An 18,806-nucleotide genomic window follows, 5' to 3' on the forward strand; every position below is an offset into this window, starting at 1 on the left:
TTTTTATAAACTTAAATTGAATACATACCCCTTATGAACAGTATCTTTTGTTTATGAGGGGTATTTGAATAGCTTTTTAGACGATATTCATGTTTCTTATTGAACGGCTTTGTTATCGTTACTACAGAAAAAGCAATAAAGAATTACATATAAACCGATTTATATGTTTTAAGTGTTTCTATATTCAGTTTGTAAATCTACACAATAAGTTTTCATTATATATATTAAGTGGAATAGAAGTTCAGTTAGATAAAATTCGGTAGTCGAATTTTTTTGCATAAAGCTGTATAATGCTTGTAACGAAAGGGAAATACAGGAAGGGATTTGTAATGAGTTACTATGGAAAAAGATAAACAACAATTAAGCGTTGAAGTTGCAAGATTATATTATCAATCAGATTATAGTCAGCAAGAAATTGCTAACAAATTAAATATTTCAAGACCGACGATTTCTAGATTGTTAAAGTACGCGAAAGAAAAAGGGTTTGTTCAAATTAGCATCGCTGATCCATTTGCGGATTTAGATAACGTTGGGAATTTACTGAAAGAAAAGTACAACTTGTTAGAGGCACATGTTGTATTTTCTCCAGTGCCGGAATATGCAACGATTACAGAGTATATAAGTAAATATGCTGCTGAGTATATGGAAAAGACGGTTAAAAACGGTGATATTGTTGGTGTAAGCTGGGGCATGACTATGTATGAAATCGCTAGAAAAATCGTACCGCAACATGTAAAAGGGGTAGAGGTTGTCCAGCTAAAAGGTGGTATTAGTCATTCAAGTGTAAATACATATGCGAATGAGACGATAGCTTTATTTGCAGATGCTTTTCAAACGACGCCAAGAAATCTACCTCTTCCAGTTATATTTGATAATGCAGTGACAAAAGAATTAGTGGAGCAGGATCGACATATTCATCACATTATCGAAATGGGAAAACAAGCGAATATTGCAATTTTTACTGTAGGAACAGTGCGAGACGAAGCGCTATTATTACGATTAGGTTATTTCGATAAGGATGAAACAAATTTACTCAAAAAACAATCGGTCGGTGACATTTGTTCACGTTTCTTTGATGGAGACGGAAATATTAGTAGCGAAGAAATCAATAAGCGTACCATTGGAATTGAGTTAGAGGAACTGAAATTAAAGAAACGCTCTATTTTAGTTGCAGGTGGTAATAGAAAAATAAAAGCAATTGATGGTGCGTTACGTGGCGGGTATGCAAATGTATTAATTATCGATCAGCATACAGCAAAAGAATTGTTGCATTATCAAAAAGATTAGAAATAAAAGGCGTTCTCAAAATGTTAATTTTGAGAATGCCTTTTATTTTGTTATGTATGAATGATAGGTGTTTTTTTGAACACAAATTGCCTCTTTAAAAATAATTCTGGATATAGAGATACATACTACCATTGTTAATATAAAAGTTTTGATTTTAAATGAGAAGTGTTTCTTAGTTAGAATGAGCTTTACTTACTACAAGAAAATTCCTTTTAAAAAAGAATGAACAAAATTTCAAAAGTATATTTACATTTGTTCAACTAAGAGTTAGAATGAAGTTGTTAAAAGATATGAGGAGTGAAGATAATGAACATTGCAAAGTTAATTGACCATACAATTTTAAAAGCTAATACTACTAAAGAAGATGTTATGAAAGTAATCGAAGAAGCAAAGGAATATAAATTCGCTTCTGTTTGTATTAACCCAACATGGGTAAAATTAGCGGCTGATGAACTAGCTGGACATGATGTAGACGTTTGTACTGTAATCGGTTTCCCATTAGGAGCAAGCACGACTGAAACAAAAGCATTTGAAACAAAAGATGCTATCGCAAAAGGTGCAACTGAAGTTGATATGGTAATCAACGTAGGTGCTTTAAAAGATGGCGACAACGAACTTGTTGAAAAAGATATTTATGAAGTAGTACAAGCAGCAAAAGGAAAAGCTCTTGTAAAAGTAATCATTGAAACTTGCCTATTAACAGATGAAGAAAAAGTACGCGCTTGTGAATTATCAGTAAAAGCTGGTGCTGACTTCGTAAAAACTTCAACTGGATTCTCAACTGGCGGAGCAACTGCTGAAGATATCGCATTAATGCGTAAAACAGTAGGACCAAACGTTGGTGTAAAAGCATCTGGCGGTGTTCGTACACGTGAAGATGCAGACAAAATGGTAGCTGCTGGAGCTTCTCGCGTTGGAGCAAGTGCTAGTGTTGCAATCGTATTAAATGATGCAAAAGGTGCTACAGATAACTACTAATCGATAAAAGGTTAAAGCAATAGATATACGTTTAAAGTATATCTATTGCTTTAACAATTGAAAAAAATGTAAGCGGATACGAATGGGAGGAAACGACTTATGAAATACTTAATCGGTGTTTTTGGCCTCGTATTGATTTTAGGTATCGCTTGGCTTGCTAGTAATGATAGAAAGAAAGTCAAATATCGTCCAATCATAACGATGGTTATATTACAATTCATTTTGGGGTTTCTATTATTAAATACAAGTATAGGGAATATATTAATTAGCGGAATAGCAGATGGTTTTGGAGAGTTATTAAAATATGCCGCTGACGGTGTGAATTTCGTATTTGGTGGATTAGTAAATCAAAAAGAGTTTTCGTTCTTTTTAAGTGTATTAATGCCAATCGTATTTATATCAGCCTTAATAGGTATTTTGCAACATATTAAAGTATTACCTATTATTGTGAAATCTATCGGTCTAGCATTAAGTAAAGTAAATGGAATGGGGAAACTAGAATCATATAACGCTGTTGCTTCTGCGATTTTAGGACAATCTGAAGTGTTTATTTCAGTTAAGAAACAACTAGGGTTATTGCCAGAAAAAAGAATGTATACATTATGTGCATCAGCAATGTCTACCGTTTCTATGTCTATCGTTGGATCATATATGGTTTTATTAAAACCACAATATGTTGTAACCGCTTTAGTACTTAACTTATTCGGTGGCTTCATCATTGCTTCTATCATTAACCCGTATGAGGTTACTGAGGAAGAAGATATGTTAGAAGTACAAGAAGAAGAGAAGAAGACCTTCTTTGAAGTATTAGGCGAATACATTATTGATGGATTTAAAGTTGCGATTACAGTAGCAGCTATGTTAATTGGTTTCGTAGCTCTTATCGCATTCATTAATGCAGTATTTAAAGGTGTAATCGGTATTTCATTCCAAGAAATTCTTGGTTATGTATTTGCACCATTTGCATTTATTATGGGTGTACCTTGGCATGAAGCAGTTAATGCCGGAAATATTATGGCAACAAAATTAGTATCAAATGAATTTGTCGCTATGACAGATTTAGCACAAGGAAACTTTAATTTCTCAGATAGAACGACAGCGATTATCTCTGTATTCTTAGTTTCATTTGCAAACTTCTCTTCAATTGGGATTATTGCAGGAGCAGTTAAGAGCTTAAATGAAAAGCAAGGGAATGTAGTCGCAAGATTTGGTTTGAAATTACTATTCGGTGCAACGTTAGTAAGTTTCTTATCAGCAACAATCGTTGGCTTATTATTTTAATAGATTTATATAATATAAAAAGGAATGGTGATTGTGATGAGAATGGTAGATATTATTGCAAAAAAGCGTGACGGCAAAGAATTAACGACTGAAGAAATCAAATTCTTTATTAATGGATATACAGACGGAAGTATTCCTGATTATCAAGTGAGTGCGCTTGCAATGGCAATCTTCTTTAAAGATATGACAGATCGCGAACGTGCAGATTTAACGATGGCGATGGTTGAGTCTGGAGAAACGATCGACTTATCAGCAATTGAAGGAATTAAAGTAGACAAACATTCAACTGGCGGTGTTGGTGATACAACAACTTTAGTATTAGGACCATTAGTTGCTGCTTTAGATGTACCAGTAGCAAAAATGTCTGGTCGTGGTTTAGGACATACTGGCGGAACAATTGATAAATTAGAAGCAGTAGAAGGATTCCACGTTGAAATTACGAAAGAACAATTCATCGATATTGTAAACCGTGACAAAGTAGCTGTTATTGGACAAACAGGAAACTTAACACCTGCAGATAAAAAGATTTATGCATTACGTGACGTAACAGGAACTGTTAACTCAATTCCTTTAATCGCAAGTTCAATTATGAGTAAAAAAATTGCAGCTGGTGCTGATGCAATCGTACTTGATGTAAAAACAGGTGCTGGTGCATTTATGAAAACAGAAGAAGATGCAAAAGAATTAGCACATGCAATGGTACGTATCGGAAATAATGTAGGACGTCAAACAATGGCAGTTATTTCAGATATGTCACAACCTCTTGGATTTGCGATTGGTAATGCTCTAGAAGTGAAAGAAGCGATTGATACGTTAAAAGGTGAAGGTCCAGAAGATTTAACAGAATTAGTACTTGTATTAGGAAGTCAAATGGTCGTACTTGCGAAAAAAGCAAATACGTTAGAAGAAGCTCGTGAAATGCTAATTGAAGTGATGAAAAACGGAAAAGCAACTGCGAAATTTAAAGAGTTCTTAAGCAATCAAGGCGGAGATAGCTCAATTGTAGACAATCCAGAAAAAATGCCACAAGCTAAGTATGTAATTGATGTACCTGCAAAAACTTCAGGTGTTATTTCTAACATTGTTGCAGATGAGATTGGTATTGCAGCTATGTTACTTGGTGCAGGTCGTGCAACGAAGGAAGATGAAATCGATTTAGCAGTAGGATTAATGTTACGTAAAAAAGTTGGCGATGCAGTAAAAGAAGGCGAGCCATTCGTAACAATCTACGCAAATCGTGAAAATGTAGAAGATGTAAAAGCAAAAATTTATGAGAACATCTCTATCGCTGAAACAGCAGTGGCTCCTAAATTAGTTCATACAGTTATTACTGACTAATCATCATTTCATTTACTTTGAGGGGGAAATAATATGGATAAGAAAAAATATATTGAAGAAGCAAACAAGATGTTATCGAAAGCGTATATTCCGTATTCTAAATTTCCTGTTGGCGCAGCGTTAGTTACGAAAGAAGGGAAAATCTATACTGGTTGTAATATAGAAAATGCTTCTTACGGTTTATGTAACTGTGCAGAAAGAACAGCAATATTTAAAGCAGTATCAGAAGGTGAGCGCGATTTTAGTTACTTAGTTATTACAGGAGAAACTGATGGCCCGATTTCACCATGTGGTGCGTGTAGACAAGTAATTGCTGAATTCTGTGATCCGAAAATGCCTGTATTATTAACGAATGTAAAAGGTGATGAAAAAGAAGTGACTGTTGAGCAATTACTTCCAGGTGCTTTCACAATTGACGATTTAAAATAAGTTAAAAAGCCATTCTGCAATTATTAATTGCAGAATGGCTTTTTTGTTCATATTCCGTTCATAAACTTTGCGTAAAATGATTGCAGTGAATATGGAAAGTTTACAGCAGGAGGAATATAATGAAGAAATTCTATAATATGGCATGTAGTTACTTATTGGTTTATGATTCTGCTAAAAAAGTCATTTAAATAGATAGGAGTGGAAAGTATGATAGCACTTTTATCAAGTATCGTAGCAGTTTGTATGGCTGTTGGGTAATGTTTCTACGTTTTAAAGCAGTGAAAAAGCCGGTAACGAAAAAGAAAATTATATTGCCAACAATTTTTATGAGTACAGGCGCGATGATGTACTTTTTACCTGACTTTCGATTAACATCGTTAGAAATAGTCGAGGCAATTAGTATAGGGCTTATTTTCTCTATTTTTCTTATTAAAACAACTAAGTTCGAAATAAAAGGCGAACATATATTTATGAAACCTTCAAAAGCATTCATATTCATTTTAGTAGGCTTATTAGCTGTACGCGTGGCATTAAAGTCATATTTAAGCCAATCAATTGATTTGGCAGAGTTAAGCGTAATGTTTTTCTTACTTGCATTTGCGATGATTGTGTCGTGGAGAATTGCGATGTATCGCTCGTTTACTAAATTAGAAAAGACAATAAACAGAGCTGGAATTTCTATATAGGAAATCCAGCTCTGTTTATGTTTTATTGAAATTCTTTAGCGCGGAACTCATTTGCTTAATTTTAAACGTATTTGAGCATCTTGTAATGCAACTGGTGTAACGTTAAGACCATTAGGATCAACAATTTTTGTATTTAATAAAATGGAATCTAGGCTTCCACGAAATGTTTCTGTATAGTTTTGGCGCAACATTTGTTGTTCTTGTTTTTCATCAACTGTTAATCCAGATGTTCTTTCTTTTTTTGATAATTCATTAATACGGAATAAAATGTTTTGCATTTTGTTCACCTCTTATTTTAAAATGAATTAGCTGCTTACTAATTTATAGTTATTGTAACTTGTTTAGTTGTTTGTGTCAATACTATCTAAAATTAAGTTAAAAATTGACGAAAAATTATAACAATAATAGAATGAATTGTATTGATGATTAGTTTCACAAGCATACATAGAACACTAGGAGGATTATTATGAAATCAACATTTTTTGCTCAAAATAGAGAACGATTAGCAAACACATTACCAGAGGGATCTATTACGATTTTATTTGCGGGACAAGCACCGCATATGTCAGCTGATGCACATTATAAATTTGTACCGAATCGTAATTTTTACTACTTAACGGGAATCGATGAACCAAATGTTATTTTTATGCTGAAAAAGGTTGGAAGTAGTGTTGAAGAAACACTTTTCATTGAAAAGTCAGATCCAGTAATGGAAAAATGGGTCGGTAAAACAGTTTCTAACGAAGAAGCAGAGAAAATTTCAGGTATAAAGAAAGTTGTATATTTAGATAGCTTTGAAAAGACAATGTCAAATATACTTTTTACAGAAAATGCGAAGCATCTATATTTAGATATAGAACGTCGTGATTGGAATGGTACGGAGACAAAAACATTAGCATTTGCTAAACATGTAAGAGAAAAATACCCACACGTAACAATTGGTAATGTATATCCGAACATTTGTGAATTACGAGTATTTAAAACAGAGGAAGAAATTGAAATTATTAAAGAAGCGATTGCTATAACGAAAGACGGTATTTACAACGTACTTAAGCATGCAAAAGCAGGCATGATGGAGTATGAATTAGAAGCACAATTTGATTTTACACTGAAGTCATCTGGCATTAAGTACCATGCGTTCAATACAATTTTGGCGAGTGGGAAAAATGCTACAGTTCTTCATTATGAAGATAATGATGCACAAATTCAAAATGGTGACTTAGTATTACTAGATTTAGGTGCTCAAAAAGACTACTATAACGCTGATATTAGTTATACATTCCCGGCAAATGGAACATTCTCTAGTCGCCAAAAACAAATTTATAATATTGTATTAAAAGCATTAAAAGAAACAACAGAGATTATTAAGCCAGGATTAAAGTTCGCTGCATTAAATGAGCATACAAAAAAGGTACTGGCAGAAGAGTGTAAAGCAATTGGTTTAATTCAAGAAGATGAAGAGTTATCAAAATACTATTATCATGGTGTCAGCCATTTCCTTGGTTTAGATACACATGATGTAGGAACATATAAAGATAGAGTGTTAGAAGAAGGTATGGTTATAACAATTGAACCTGGTCTTTATATTGAAGGAGAATCAATTGGAATTCGTATTGAAGATGACATTCTTATAACGAAAGACGGGTATGAAAACTTGTCAAAAGATATCATTAGGGAAGTTGAAGAAATTGAAGAATTTATGAGTGTAAATAATGAACATGTAAAAGGAAACCAAGCTGTAGTTAAATAATAAAAGAGTCATCACTAATTTATTTGAACTTTATCTCGAATCGTGGACAATTAAAAAATCCATGATTCGGGATAGGGTTCTTTTCTTCGAAATACTAATCTTTAATTATTAATCCTAATAAAGTAGCAAACTGAACAGCTTGATATGTCGATACTTTACATCCTCTTAAATCGTTCACTGAAACTGTAAGTGTATCAAAGGTAGAGGAACTAATATCTATCCCCTTCAGTGATGTCTGATCAAAATTAGCTTCATTAAGACTACATAATTGGAATTCAACTTTTTTAAGTTTACAGTCAAAAAAATCTGCATTATTTAATGAAGTTTCATTGAAGATGATTTTTTCTAGTTTAGAATTTCCAAATGCCGCTAAATTCAAAATTGAATTCTCAAATTTAACATTTCCTAAGCTAGATTCTGTGAAATTTACTCCGATTAATTTACTGTTTTTAAATTCGACTCTGTGAACAGAAGAATTGCTTAAATTAACATTTGATAAATCACAGTTTTCAAAACAAACATCTGTAATATCAATATTGCTAAAGTCTGTATTAGTAAACTTACAGTTTTTTATCACCGCATCATATAACCGCACTCTATCTACAGATTCATTTTCGAAAGTGGAGTCTATAATTTCACACACTTCCAATGTTGGATCTTCTTCATAAAAAATATCTTGAAAATTCTTTGAAGATAACTCTGGTGAAATTTTTGGTCTATCAATTTTCATCGTATATCAATCCTCTTCTATTTGATATATTTGTGTAATTTGAGTCCATTGTCTGTGAAGAACATTAGTTCTTATTATACAAAAATGTAAGTTCTTTTGTGAAGAGCATTTTAGCTACATTTTTCTTAATTTAATAATAGTAGTGTTATTGTTTCATAAGAAATAACGTCAAAACAAATATGAGAACGGCTAATATAGTCGTTACAAGGAAAGTATTTTGTCTTTCTAAAATATTCGCTTCCTGTAAAGTCTCCGCTTTTAGTAATTTTCCAATTAAGTTACGTAAAATCTAATTACATCTCCTTATTTTCTTGAAAATCAACTTCTATAATGATTTTGAAAAATAAGAAGGAGGGATTTTCCATGAAGCGATTTGTATTAACAGCTGTTACGGTCTCTGTAATATTTTTAATTGCTGCATGTTCTTTGGCCACAAATACAACAAATGATCATAAAAATATGAAAGATAAAAAAACACTACAGACTGAAACAGCTACAAAACCATTGAAAGTTGAAAAAGGACCAGAAGTTACTTTAATAGCGAAAGAAGAAAAGCAAAAGTTAAGTAACGGTGTTATTGTTCCAGTCTGGACATTTAATGGCTCATCTCCTGGTCCAGAAATTCGGGTGAAAAAAGGTGAAAAGGTGAAAGTGACATTAAAAAATGAATTATCTGCACCAGTATCTATTCATTGGCATGGATATCCTGTCCCAAATAACATGGATGGAATTCCAGGCGTGACACAAGATGCAGTTGAACCAGGAAAAAGTTTCACTTACGAATTTGAAGCGAACGTACCAGGAACGTACTGGTATCACTCGCATCAAGATTCTGTAAATCAATTAGATAGAGGTTTGTATGGAGCGCTCATTGTAGAAGATACAAAGGAAAAATATGATAAAGATTACACATTAATGTTGGATGAATGGGTTACAGATAAAGAAGAAATGAATAAGCAGTTAAAAGAAATGACAAAAGGGCAAATAGGTAATAAATCTAAAGGTAATGAAAATGGGGAAAAGAATGATGATAAGAACGGCATGGATCATTCCGGTATGGACATGGACAGTGATCAAAAAGATTCTGGCAATATGACAATGGACCATGGAAATATGAAGATGGAAGGTCATGATATGAGTATGTATGATTTATTCACAATCAATGGAAAAAGCGGTGATTTAGTAGTGCCATTGAAAGTGAATAAGGGAGATAAAGTTCGTCTTCGACTCGTTAATGCTGGTTATCTATTACATGATATACATGTTCACGGTCATGATATAAAAGTAATTGCGACAGATGGTCAACCAATAAACGATCCAAAAGTTATAAAGGATAAAGTAATTTCAATCGCACCGGGTGAACGTTATGATATTGAATTTACTGCTAATAATACTGGGAAATGGTATGTTGAAGACCATTCGAAAAATAAAGATGCAAAAGGAATGAAAGCTATTATTGAATATGATGGCAGCAAAGAGATGAAAGATAAAGCAAACGAAAAAGAAAAATTACCGAAAGTAGATATAATGAAATATGGTACTAAAAAATTAGGAAGTTTCACGTTAAATCAAGAGTATACTGCCACATATAATATGGACTTAAATACGCAAATGAATGGAAATGAAATGGTATATACAATTAACGGAAAGGTATTTCCGGATATTGACCCAATTCAAGTGAAAAAGGGTGATTTAGTAAAAGTGAAGTTGGTAAATCGTTCTAAAATGGATGATCACCCAATGCATTTACATGGTCATTTCTTCCAGGTGTTGAGTAAAGATGGAAAACCGATAGAAGGTTCTCCGATTGTTAAAGACACATTGAATTTGAAGCCAGGAGAAGAATATGAAGTAGCCTTTGTAGCAGACAATCCTGGTGAGTGGATGTTCCACTGTCACGACCTACATCATGCTTCAGCAGGGATGGTAACGGAAGTGAATTATACAGATTATAAATCTGGCTATGTTCCAAATCAAAACATTCCTAATAAGCCAGAATAATAGGAAGCAGTTATCCTATGGATAGCTGCTTATTCATTTTTGTTGCAAGTACTAATGTATATGTTGATTATGCCCAGGTGAAGGTGAGGGAGTATGATCTGGAAATGTCACGAATACGGCAACGATAATTATTACACTAATTGAAAGGAATAACAAAAAACGCCGTTGGATAAAAGTAGACAAGTTCTCTGATAACAATTGAATTATACATGACATAGTAATCGTTATAGTAAGTAAGAGACTAATGAACAGTATACTATGAGCTTGTTGAGCATTTAACATTTCTGTAATCATTGCTCCCATCATACTTGCCATTAATCCAGAGAACATTCCTTCTAAAGCAGTATATAGGTGAAAACGTAGACCCACTAAAAAACCGATAAAACCACTAATTAAAATAGCAAGTAAAGTAGAATATAGTAATTCCCCCTTAAAGAGAATGCCTAAATAAAAACCAATACTTAAACCGATACTCATACTAAAAGACATAATAAATACCATATACTCCATTAGGGTACCCTTACGTTTAGAAATATTGGATGCAATAAGAATTGAGATACAGCAAAGTGTTAGGGCAGTTAACGTATAAGCAAACATTATGATACCTCCTTGTCCTATCGTTCATTTCATCATATGTGTACTTATGATAATTTATATCTGCATATTATCTGCACAATTTCATAGATGTAGGCAAAGGAACGCTTGATTTTTTAGGGCGTCTTTTTTAATTGTAAGAATGTGAAAGAAATTGTTATATTATGAGTTTCTATTGTGAAGCCATAAAGAATAAGCGTATAATATTATAGGTCTCCCATTTGCGAGACAAACAAACCGCGAATGATAAATAAGATTGTTGTTTTATCATCGCTTCTAAACATATAGACAATGAAAGTAACACTGGAATACAGATAGGGAGTTATAAAATGAAATTAATTATTGCCGAGAAACCAGATCAAGGTTTGGCTCTTGTTTCACAATTTAAATATCGCCGGAAAGATGGGTATTTAGAAGTAGAAGCGAATGAGTTATTTCCAAATGGAGCGTACTGTACATGGGCAATTGGTCATTTGACGCAGTTATGTAATCCAGAGCATTATCACGCAGAGTGGAAAAAATGGTCACTTAATACATTACCGATGATTCCAGAGCGTTTTCAATTTGAAGTAACAAAGTCAAAGTATAAGCAATTTAACGTTGTGAAACAGCTGTTACATAATCCACAGGTAACAGAAATTATTCACGCAGGCGATGCTGGGCGTGAAGGGGAACTAATCGTACGAAATATTATTAATCTTTGTAACGTGCAAAAGCCGATGAAGCGTCTATGGATTTCGTCTTTAACGAAGCAAGCTATTTATCAAGGGTTTAAAAATTTACTTGACGAATCAGATACAATTAATACGTATTACGAAGCATACACAAGATCTTGTGCTGACTGGGTTGTTGGTATGAATGCATCACGTGTGTTTAGTATTTTGCTAAAGAAAAAAGGAATGAATGATGTATTTTCTGCTGGTCGTGTCCAAACACCAACGTTAGCATTGATTGTAAAGCGTGAGAAAGAAATTGAAAACTTTAAGTCAGAGCCTTTCTGGGAAGTGTTTGCAACCTTTAATATAGAAGGAAAGAAATATGACGGGAAATGGGAGAAGGATAATGAATCCCGCTTAAAAGACCCTGATATGGCGAATAAAATTGCGGCATTTTGCCAAGGGAAACCGGCTGTTGTGAAGGAAATGAAAACGGAGCGTAAAGAGTTTCAGCCGCCGCTTTTATTCAACTTATCATCACTGCAAGCAACGGCAAATAAAGCCTTTAAGTTTTCACCGAAAAAGACGCTTGATATAACGCAAGCACTCTATCAAAAAGGGATTGTTTCTTATCCACGTTCAGATTCTAACTATGTTACTCAAGGAGAAGCAGCGACTTTCCCTGATATTTTACAGAAGTTAAGTCAGTTTGATGAATATAAAGGTTTATTACCGGCTCCGGTTGAATCCATTATGAACAATAAGCGTTATGTAAATGAAAAGAAAGTAACAGATCACTACGCGATTATTCCGACAGAGCAAGTTACAAACCCAAGCAGACTATCAGGTGATGAAAAGAAAATATACGATATGATCGTAAGAAGGCTTATTGCAGCTCATTATGAAGTTGCAATCTTTGACTATACTACAATCATTACGCTTGTAGATGAACGCGCTGAATTCATTTCAAAAGGAAAACAGCAAATTCAAGAAGGTTGGCGTAAAGTTATTTTCCAAGACGATAAAGATGACGAAACCATTCTTCCAATTGTAGCTGAAGGTGAAGAAGGAAAAGTTGTAAAGGTGAAAGTGAAAGAAGGAAAAACACAGCCACCGAAGCGTTATACAGAAGGACAACTTATTACGTTAATGAAAACAGCCGGTAAGTATTTAGAGAATGAAGAGCTAGAGAAGGTATTGAAGAAAACAGAAGGTTTAGGTACGGAAGCGACCCGCGCGGGTATTATTACGATGCTGAAAGACCGTAAATATATAGATGTAAAGAAAAACCAAGTGTATGCGACTGATAAAGGAAAAGTATTAATTACCGCAATTGGTGACAAAATACTAGCTTCACCGGAAATGACTGCGAAATGGGAACAACGTCTTGCGGAAATTGGTGAAGGTACAGCTTCACCAGCTACATTTATGGAACAGACGAAAAAGCTATCAGCTAAAATTATTGAAGACGCAGTGGAAATGTCTGAGAAGTGGGATTTCACGGGACTACATGTTGAATCGATTGAACGAAAAGGATCGAAATTTACAACGGGTAAAAAGGTTGGTAGCTGTAAAAAATGTGATGGCGATGTAATTGATAAGTCAACGTTTTACGGTTGTTCTAACTATAATACAACGCAATGTGATTTCACCATTTCAAAGAAGATATTAAGTAAAACAATTTCGCAAAAGAATATGACAAAGCTCTTAAAAGGTGAAAAGACTGATTTAATTAAAGGCTTTAAAAAGGGCGAGAAAACGTTTGATGCGAAATTAGAGTGGAAAGATAATAAGATTAATTTTGTATTTGAGAATTAATTTGTTAAAAGAGCATGACATAAAACTGTCATGCTCTTTTGTTTTTTCTTTTATATAAAATTTAACGATAAAAAAAATCCCTTAAATAATAATTTTTTATTGTAAAACGATAAATTTTGTATTAAAATCAAAATCATAATAAATGAGTGAGGTGCTTTTGTTAAAAGGTAACAACCTTATTTTTAAAATTAGAGGAGGTATAACTATGAACATTAACAATTTGATTGTTAAACATATGGATACCCCCCATGAGTTGGAGAAGATGTATAGAAAAGATCCGAAAGCTTTTAAAAAAGCATTCTCACAAGCATGGGACCAAAACCCTGATTCTCAAATTCTAGGTGCTTGGTATGAAAGGTTGCATTTCAAGGAGAAGGTAAATAAAGAAAAAACATCTTTGTTTCAAAAAGGTTTCTTATTCATGGGCCTTTTAGCTATTCTGGCCGGCATAAGCACTAGAATCATTTTCCACTTTGTTGAGCAGGAAGCAATTGCTCCAATTAATTTGGCTTTTGGTGTAATTCCCTTTATTGCTGCTTATTTTGTTTACAATAATAAGCCGAAAAAAAGTATTATTTATTCCCTTATAGCGTTATTCCTAGTTTCCGGGGTGTATCTTAATACGTTGCCAATAAATTATAAAGACAGTACCATACTTGCGTATTTACATCTTCCTATATTTTTATGGGTCTTAGTAGGGCTTGCGTTTACAGGAAATGAATATTCAAAAGGCGGTACAAGATTAGCCTATATTAAATTTAATTTAGAATATTGTCTTCTCTACGGGAGCATGGCAGTGAGCGGAATGATACTAGCAATATTCACCATGCGTTTATTTAGCTTTGTTGACTTAGATATAGGAGAATTCTATTTTAGTAATGTTGTTTTATTTGGAGCAGCGGCTCTCGCTATTGTGGCTGCATACTTAGTATCAATGAATCTTAAGCTTGCTAAAAATATTACACCATACATATCTAAAATTTTTAGTCCTCTCGTCCTGATCACGTTGCTTATCTATCTTATAACGGTAATTTGGGTCGGGAAAAATCCGTTCTTGGATCGCAATTTCCTAATGGCTTTCAACGGAATACTCCTTGGTGTATTGGCTGTTACCATATTTTTATCGTTGAAAGTGACTCGGACGAGAAAAAGAACATTTCAGATTATATAAATTTTTCCTTAATTGTTCTGGCACTTATTATTGACACTGTTGCATTGTCAGCCATCGTATTTAGACTTTCATCTTACGGGATTACACCTAATAGACTAGCTGTTTTAGGTGTAAACATATTGATCTGGGCAAATCTAATTTGGATTATGTTTTCCTATATGCGTTTCTTGCAAAACAAATCAGGACCGACAGCTATCCAAGATGCCATTACGAAGTATTTGCCAATCTACGGACTTTGGGCAGCTTTCGTTATATTTACGTTTCCTATCATTTTTAATTAGAAAGGATCTGTTAATGTAACGAAAAGTTAATTCTCTATAACATATAAAATTTTTAGAGCCCATCGATTTATAATTGGTAGTATTATGTTTGTAGTTTCGGTAATTTCATTTGTAATGATAAATAAGAAATAAGTGTTGTATGTAATCTTTCCATAATAAAAAACGTCCCAAAATGGGACGTTTTTTATTATGCGTATTGCCGTTTTTTCTTAATAAGCAACAAAACTTGTGACACACAAGCTAGTACTGGTAACTCAATCAATGGTCCAATAACGAGTGCAAGTGCGATAAGAGGCTCATCTGGAAAAGCGTTCACAGCGATAGCTAGTGCAACAGGTGAGTTTCTTGCTAACGTTGTTAAGCTTAGACTTACTGTATCTTTGTAAGATAAATGCATCATGCGCCCGATAAATTGTCCTAGTAAAAAATTAATGATGAAGAACAATAGAACAGGAACGAGTAATAATAAAACAACATTCATATTTTGTAGTAAATATTTACCTTGTGATGCAAACATCGCTACTATTGCTAAACTTAAAAATACAATTTGAGCAGAGCTAAAAAACGGAATGAGTTTATTCTCGAGAGTTTCAGCTTTTTTTATTTTATCCATAATGAATTTTGTAGCGTGTGCAAGTATAAATGGTAAGACGATTACGATAACAATACTTTCTACTAAAACAGAAACCGCTACAGTTTTCATGACACCAGCAAATAAAAATAAATAAATGGGAAGGAGTAGAACTTGCAAAATTAAATTTACAGGTAAAATTGCAGTAGAAAGTGCTACATTACCTTTCGCTATTTCAGTAAAGATTAAGTACCAATCTGTACATGGAGTAACCATTAACATTATAAATCCAACCCAAAGTGCTGGATGATCGGAAAGAAATAGTGCCCCTAACCCCCAAGAGAGTAAAGGTGTCCATAAGAAGTTAATAGTAAGACTTGTTCCAGCAAATTTTAAATTGCGAAATCCGTTTTTTATTTCTTTTAATGGGATGCTGAGGAATAATCCATATAGCATGAAGAATAAGAAGGGAACAATAAACTTGTCTGAATACGTATGTATCATATTAAATTGTCCGAGTACGATGCCGCATGTAACAGCAAAAAGAATAATAAAAGTTTGAATCTTTTCTATAGTGCTCATGAATAAATCCTTTCTATCTATGAATTTTCCTCTCTAAGTTTATTATACAAGTAATAAAGATGTATTTGGTGTTCAATTGTATTTCACTTAATGTTTTTAAGTTGAGATTTTATTTTTTTATTAAAAGTTGCTTGACTAAAGTTAGTAACTATATTAAAATCACTTACATGAGGTAATTAAATAACAAAAAGTACAATAGTGTAACTTAAGGTATCTATTGGAACTTTTTCTTAGAATAAGAATTTTTATGATGATGAATAATGAATATGAAAAGAAAGATTAGGTGAAGAAAATGGGACTATTTAGCTCATTATTTGGTAAAAAAGAAGAAAATACGACTGTAGAGGGGAATAAAAAAATGTCGAAAGTATTATTTGTAAAAGCAAACGATCGTCCAGCGGAGCAAGCAGTTAGTTCAAAAATGTATGAAACATTTGTAAGTACTTATAAAGAAGCAAATCCAAATACAGAAATTACGGAATTAGATTTATTTGCATTAGATCTTCCTTATTACGGAAATATTGCGATTTCAGGTGGATATAAACGTAGCCAAGGTATGGAGTTAACAGCTGAAGAGGAGAAGGCAGTTGCTACAGTAGATCAATATTTAAATCAGTTTTTAGAAGCTGATAAGGTTGTATTTGCATTCCCATTATGGAACTTTACAGTACCAGCACCATTAATCACATATATTTCATACTTATCTCAAGCTGGAAAAACGTTTAAATATACAGCAAATGGCCCAGAAGGTTTAGTTGGTGGTAAGAAAGTAGTTGTGTTAGGTGCTCGTGGTTCAGATTACTCTTCAGAACAAATGGCTCCTATGGAAATGGCAGTTAATTACGTAACAACTGTACTTGGATTCTGGGGAATTACAAATCCAGAGACAGTTGTAATTGAAGGACACAATCAATATCCAGATCGTTCACAACAAATTGTTGAAGAGGGTCTAGAAAACGTTAAAAAAGTAGCAGCAAAATTTTAATTTATGATAGTAAATGGAAAAACCAACATGGATGACTATGTTGGTTTTTTAGTCTATTTTTCATGTTAAAAAATGTATATTTATAAAATAAAAGAAAAGTTCGAAAATAGTATTGCAAAATATTATATAGCAAACTATAATGAGTTCAAGAATAGTTGATACTTAAATTAAATATTCAGAAAATTCAATTAGTTAAAATTGGAAAATGAGATAAGGAAACTTGAATGGGGGTTATATTATGGCGAATAAAGTACCGTTTTCGTTCATAGTAGTTATTGGTTTAATGTTATTTGCACTATTTTTTGGAGCGGGAAATTTAATTTTCCCAGCGATGCTTGGTCAATCAGCAGGAGAGAATGTATGGATTGCTAACGCTGGATTTTTAGTAACTGGTGTTGGACTACCATTACTAGGTGTACTAGCATTTGGTTTTTCAGGTAAAGATGATTTGCAGTCATTAGCAAGTCGCGCTCACCCAGTGTTCGGGATTGTGTTTACAACAGTTTTATACTTAGCGATCGGTCCGTTATTTGCAATACCGAGAACAGGAAATGTATCTTATGAAATTGGTCTTAAGCCGTTTATGCCAGAGGGAGTAGGTTCTACACCTTTAATTCTTTTCACAATTATATTCTTTAGCATCACTTGTTTTTTTTCGCTAAATCCCGCGAAAATTGTCGATATTGTTGGAAAAATTTTAACGCCAATTAAGTTGACTTTCATCGGTATTTTAGTAATCGTTGCTTTTATACATCCGATTGGAGATATGCAAGCACCAGCGGAAGCTTATACATCACATGCATTCTTTAAAGGATTCCAAGAAGGATACTTAACGATGGATACGCTCGCATCATTCGTATTCGGGATTATCATTATTAATGCTATTAAAGAAAAAGGTGCGAAAACGAAAACACAAATTATGGTCGTTTGTGCAAAAGCGACCATAATTGCAGCATCTATTTTAGCAATTATTTATACAGCTCTTTCTTATATGGGTGCTTCAAGTGTTGCGAAGCTTGGACATTTAGAGAACGGCGGAGAAGTATTAGCGAAAGTTTCTAACTACTATTTCGGATCATATGGCGGAGTATTATTAGGATTAATGATTACAGTAGCTTGTTTAACAACTAGTGTGGGACTTGTATCAGCATGTTCTTCATTCTTCCATAAGTTATTCCCAAATGTTCCTTACAAAGCAATTGCAATTACGCTATGTGTATTTAGTGCAATTGTTGCAAACGTAGGATTAACACAATTGATCGCAGTTTCTGTTCCAGTATTAACAGCAATTTATCCACTAGCAATCGTATTGATTTTCTTAACATTCTTCCATTCATTATTTAAAGGAAGAGCTGAAGTTTATCAAGTAAGCTTAATCGTAACATTTATCATCAGCTTATTTGATGGATTAAGTGCAGCTGGAGTTAACATTGAAGTAGTAAGCCAAGTGTTCACTAAATTCCTTCCGATGCAGGAAGTAGGATTAGGCTGGATCTTCCCAGCGATTATCGGTGGATTTATCGGATATGGCATTAGCATTTTAAAAGTGAAAAATCAAGTTCAACCAGCAACTAGAGCGGATAAGAAAATAGGTTAAATAAAAAAAGTTATAGACTTGTTTCTATAGCTTTTTTTGTTACTATTAATAATGAGAAAAAATAAAGTAGT

General features: G+C 33.4%; 14 protein-coding genes and 2 pseudogenes. 12 read left to right on the forward strand and 4 right to left on the reverse strand.

Annotation, left to right across the window (positions count from 1 at the left end; all coding sequences use genetic code 11):
- Positions 1 to 339: 339 nt before the first annotated feature.
- The 6 genes and pseudogenes from AXW78_RS08820 (at position 340) to AXW78_RS08845 (ending at position 5,999) form a co-directional block, all read left to right on the forward strand.
- Positions 340 to 1,287, forward strand: a complete 948-nt coding sequence (locus AXW78_RS08820) for a DNA-binding transcriptional repressor DeoR (RefSeq protein ID WP_061884007.1) — start codon at positions 340 to 342, stop codon at positions 1,285 to 1,287.
- A 306-nt stretch (positions 1,288 to 1,593) separates the two neighbouring features.
- Positions 1,594 to 2,265 (forward strand): deoxyribose-phosphate aldolase, encoded by a 672-nt coding sequence (gene deoC, locus AXW78_RS08825; protein WP_001017441.1) that lies wholly within the window; start codon positions 1,594 to 1,596, stop codon positions 2,263 to 2,265.
- Between the two features lie 99 nt (positions 2,266 to 2,364).
- Positions 2,365 to 3,546 carry a NupC/NupG family nucleoside CNT transporter gene (locus tag AXW78_RS08830; RefSeq protein ID WP_000876175.1) on the forward strand — a complete coding sequence of 394 codons (1,182 nt, stop codon included), beginning with the start codon at positions 2,365 to 2,367 and terminating at the stop codon, positions 3,544 to 3,546.
- Positions 3,547 to 3,582: 36 nt separating this feature from the next.
- Positions 3,583 to 4,884 (forward strand): pyrimidine-nucleoside phosphorylase, encoded by a 1,302-nt coding sequence (locus AXW78_RS08835; RefSeq protein WP_002093946.1) that lies wholly within the window; start codon positions 3,583 to 3,585, stop codon positions 4,882 to 4,884.
- Between the two features lie 33 nt (positions 4,885 to 4,917).
- Positions 4,918 to 5,313 (forward strand): cytidine deaminase, encoded by a 396-nt coding sequence (locus AXW78_RS08840; protein ID WP_000358533.1) that lies wholly within the window; start codon positions 4,918 to 4,920, stop codon positions 5,311 to 5,313.
- Between the two features lie 207 nt (positions 5,314 to 5,520).
- A pseudogene (locus tag AXW78_RS08845) lies at positions 5,521 to 5,999 on the forward strand (CcdC family protein).
- Between the two features lie 47 nt (positions 6,000 to 6,046).
- Here the strand turns inward: AXW78_RS08845 and AXW78_RS08850 are convergent.
- Positions 6,047 to 6,277 (reverse strand): DUF896 domain-containing protein, encoded by a 231-nt coding sequence (locus AXW78_RS08850; protein ID WP_001179616.1) that lies wholly within the window; start codon positions 6,275 to 6,277, stop codon positions 6,047 to 6,049.
- A 188-nt stretch (positions 6,278 to 6,465) separates the two neighbouring features.
- On the opposite strand from AXW78_RS08850, the gene AXW78_RS08855 reads away from it, so the two are divergent.
- On the forward strand, positions 6,466 to 7,749 hold the full coding sequence (locus AXW78_RS08855) for an aminopeptidase P family protein (RefSeq protein ID WP_000842969.1): 1,284 nt from the start codon (positions 6,466 to 6,468) through the stop codon (positions 7,747 to 7,749).
- 94 nt (positions 7,750 to 7,843) lie between these two features.
- Here AXW78_RS08855 and AXW78_RS08860 read toward each other — a convergent pair whose 3' ends face one another.
- Positions 7,844 to 8,479: a pentapeptide repeat-containing protein gene (locus AXW78_RS08860; RefSeq protein WP_000687272.1), complete on the reverse strand. Its 636-nt coding sequence runs from the start codon at positions 8,477 to 8,479 to the stop codon at positions 7,844 to 7,846.
- A gap of 363 nt (positions 8,480 to 8,842) precedes the next feature.
- On the opposite strand from AXW78_RS08860, the gene AXW78_RS08865 reads away from it, so the two are divergent.
- Entirely contained in the window at positions 8,843 to 10,480 is a 1,638-nt protein-coding gene (locus AXW78_RS08865) for a multicopper oxidase family protein (protein WP_061884008.1), read from the forward strand.
- A gap of 51 nt (positions 10,481 to 10,531) precedes the next feature.
- Here the strand turns inward: AXW78_RS08865 and AXW78_RS08870 are convergent, their stop codons facing one another.
- Positions 10,532 to 11,077: a hypothetical protein gene (locus AXW78_RS08870; RefSeq protein WP_000458516.1), complete on the reverse strand. Its 546-nt coding sequence runs from the start codon at positions 11,075 to 11,077 to the stop codon at positions 10,532 to 10,534.
- A gap of 326 nt (positions 11,078 to 11,403) precedes the next feature.
- Here AXW78_RS08870 and topB point away from each other — a divergent pair, with 326 nt between their 5' ends.
- Both topB and AXW78_RS34785 read left to right on the forward strand, forming a co-directional pair.
- Positions 11,404 to 13,548, forward strand: a complete 2,145-nt coding sequence (gene topB / locus AXW78_RS08875) for a DNA topoisomerase III (RefSeq protein ID WP_000766769.1) — start codon at positions 11,404 to 11,406, stop codon at positions 13,546 to 13,548.
- Positions 13,549 to 13,753: 205 nt separating this feature from the next.
- A pseudogene (locus tag AXW78_RS34785) lies at positions 13,754 to 15,000 on the forward strand (DUF4153 domain-containing protein).
- Between the two features lie 187 nt (positions 15,001 to 15,187).
- Here AXW78_RS34785 and AXW78_RS08885 read toward each other — a convergent pair.
- On the reverse strand, positions 15,188 to 16,153 hold the full coding sequence (locus AXW78_RS08885) for an arsenic resistance protein (protein WP_061884009.1): 966 nt from the start codon (positions 16,151 to 16,153) through the stop codon (positions 15,188 to 15,190).
- 292 nt (positions 16,154 to 16,445) lie between these two features.
- Here AXW78_RS08885 and AXW78_RS08890 point away from each other — a divergent pair, with 292 nt between their 5' ends.
- Both AXW78_RS08890 and brnQ read left to right on the forward strand, forming a co-directional pair.
- Positions 16,446 to 17,138, forward strand: coding sequence for an FMN-dependent NADH-azoreductase (locus AXW78_RS08890; protein ID WP_000522529.1), 693 nt, complete (start codon positions 16,446 to 16,448; stop codon positions 17,136 to 17,138).
- 238 nt (positions 17,139 to 17,376) lie between these two features.
- The gene (gene brnQ / locus AXW78_RS08895) at positions 17,377 to 18,735 is read left to right on the forward strand and encodes a branched-chain amino acid transport system II carrier protein (RefSeq protein ID WP_046945394.1); all 1,359 of its coding nucleotides are present in this window, start codon (positions 17,377 to 17,379) and stop codon (positions 18,733 to 18,735) included.
- Positions 18,736 to 18,806: the final 71 nt, after the last annotated feature.

Source organism: Bacillus thuringiensis (assembly GCF_001595725.1).
Lineage (GTDB): Bacteria > Bacillota > Bacilli > Bacillales > Bacillaceae_G > Bacillus_A > Bacillus_A thuringiensis_K.

Excerpts from the sequence above, each read along its gene's own strand:
- AXW78_RS08890 (WP_000522529.1), top strand. The coding sequence starts at position 16,446 with ATGGGACTATTTAGCTCATTATTTGGTAAAAAAGAAGAAAATACGACT.
- deoC (WP_001017441.1), top strand. The coding sequence starts at position 1,594 with ATGAACATTGCAAAGTTAATTGACCATACAATTTTAAAAGCTAATACT.
- AXW78_RS08820 (WP_061884007.1), top strand. The coding sequence starts at position 340 with ATGGAAAAAGATAAACAACAATTAAGCGTTGAAGTTGCAAGATTATAT.
- AXW78_RS08830 (WP_000876175.1), top strand. The coding sequence starts at position 2,365 with ATGAAATACTTAATCGGTGTTTTTGGCCTCGTATTGATTTTAGGTATC.
- AXW78_RS08855 (WP_000842969.1), top strand. The coding sequence starts at position 6,466 with ATGAAATCAACATTTTTTGCTCAAAATAGAGAACGATTAGCAAACACA.
- AXW78_RS08865 (WP_061884008.1), top strand. The coding sequence starts at position 8,843 with ATGAAGCGATTTGTATTAACAGCTGTTACGGTCTCTGTAATATTTTTA.
- AXW78_RS08870 (WP_000458516.1), bottom strand. The coding sequence starts at position 11,077 with ATGTTTGCTTATACGTTAACTGCCCTAACACTTTGCTGTATCTCAATT.
- AXW78_RS08850 (WP_001179616.1), bottom strand. The coding sequence starts at position 6,277 with ATGCAAAACATTTTATTCCGTATTAATGAATTATCAAAAAAAGAAAGA.
- AXW78_RS08840 (WP_000358533.1), top strand. The coding sequence starts at position 4,918 with ATGGATAAGAAAAAATATATTGAAGAAGCAAACAAGATGTTATCGAAA.
- topB (WP_000766769.1), top strand. The coding sequence starts at position 11,404 with ATGAAATTAATTATTGCCGAGAAACCAGATCAAGGTTTGGCTCTTGTT.
- AXW78_RS08885 (WP_061884009.1), bottom strand. The coding sequence starts at position 16,153 with ATGAGCACTATAGAAAAGATTCAAACTTTTATTATTCTTTTTGCTGTT.
- brnQ (WP_046945394.1), top strand. The coding sequence starts at position 17,377 with ATGGCGAATAAAGTACCGTTTTCGTTCATAGTAGTTATTGGTTTAATG.
- AXW78_RS08860 (WP_000687272.1), bottom strand. The coding sequence starts at position 8,479 with ATGAAAATTGATAGACCAAAAATTTCACCAGAGTTATCTTCAAAGAAT.
- AXW78_RS08835 (WP_002093946.1), top strand. The coding sequence starts at position 3,583 with ATGAGAATGGTAGATATTATTGCAAAAAAGCGTGACGGCAAAGAATTA.